At 72.7% G+C, this 1,118-nt stretch carries 1 pseudogene; it reads left to right on the plus strand.

From position 1 onward, the window contains the following. Positions 1–1,109 (plus strand): annotated as a pseudogene (locus ACSVC7_RS32650) (ISKra4 family transposase); the annotation flags it as partial. Between the last annotated feature and the right edge of the window lie 9 nt (positions 1,110–1,118).

Raw genomic sequence — 1,118 nt, forward strand, 5'->3', positions numbered from 1 at the left:
TCCCCTTCGACGCCTGCCGCTGCGGCGTGGCCTGCCGGCGCAGCCTGACCCCGGTCGCCGAGATCATGCCCGACCGCGGCCCCCCGGAGTACGAACGCATTCTATCCGGGATGGGCAGCGCGCTGCCCTACCGGCGGGCGCGAGCGTTGCTGGCCGAGCTGTTGCCGTTGGACACGGCCCCGGAAGTGGAGACGATCCGCCGGCGCACGCTTCGGGTCGGCGCCCGGCTCGAACGGGCGGCGCTCGTCCCGCCGGACGAGGGTTCGTCGGCCCCGGCAACGGCGATCGCGCTGGCCATCGACGCAGGGCATGTGAAGTCGATCGAGGCGTATCAGGTGCGCTCGTTCGAGGTGATGCTCGCGCGGGCGGGCAACGATCAGGGGCGGGAGGTCGTTTTCAGCAGCCTGCCGGCCGAGGCCGACCGGCAAGTGCGGCAGCTCCATCCTGTTTTGCGCCGTCCGGGGGCGACGGCGACCACACCGGTCACCATCCTCAGCGACGGCGCGGAGGGTCCACGGTCGCTGGGCGCCGCGGCCAGCGTCGGCCCGATCCCGTAACGTCCTCGACTGGTTCCACGTATCGATGCGGGTCCAGCACGTGGCGCAGGCCGTCAAGGGCTGGGCCACGGCGGTGCCGGCCGCCGCGGAGCGGACGACGATGTTGGCTGACGCCGTGACGCGCCTGCGCTGGCGGCTCTGGCACGGCCAGACCGAACGGGCGCTGACCTTGATCGGTGACCTCCTGGCTGGCCTCGACGCCAGCCTGAAAGCCGCCGACAGCCCGCCGGCCCGGAAGGTGGCAACGCTGCTGCGCGCCCTGGAAACCTACGTTGCCGGACAGGCCGACCTGATCATCGACTACGCCGCCGCCCGACACCGGGGCGAGGCCATCTCCACGGCGCCGACCGAAAGCACGGTCCAGCGCCTGCTGCACCGGCGCATGGGCACCAATCAGCAGATGCGCTGGTCTCCGCGGGGCGCTCACCGGATGCGGACGGTGCGCACCGCCGTGATGAACGGCACACTCGCCGCGGAGCCCGCAAGGGCCAGCGCAGCTACCACACCGCCGCCGAGCCATACGCCCGCCGACCTTTCCGGCGGGCGGCGTGATGCCCCCCC

It is taken from the genome of Azospirillum mesophilum (assembly GCF_053470405.2).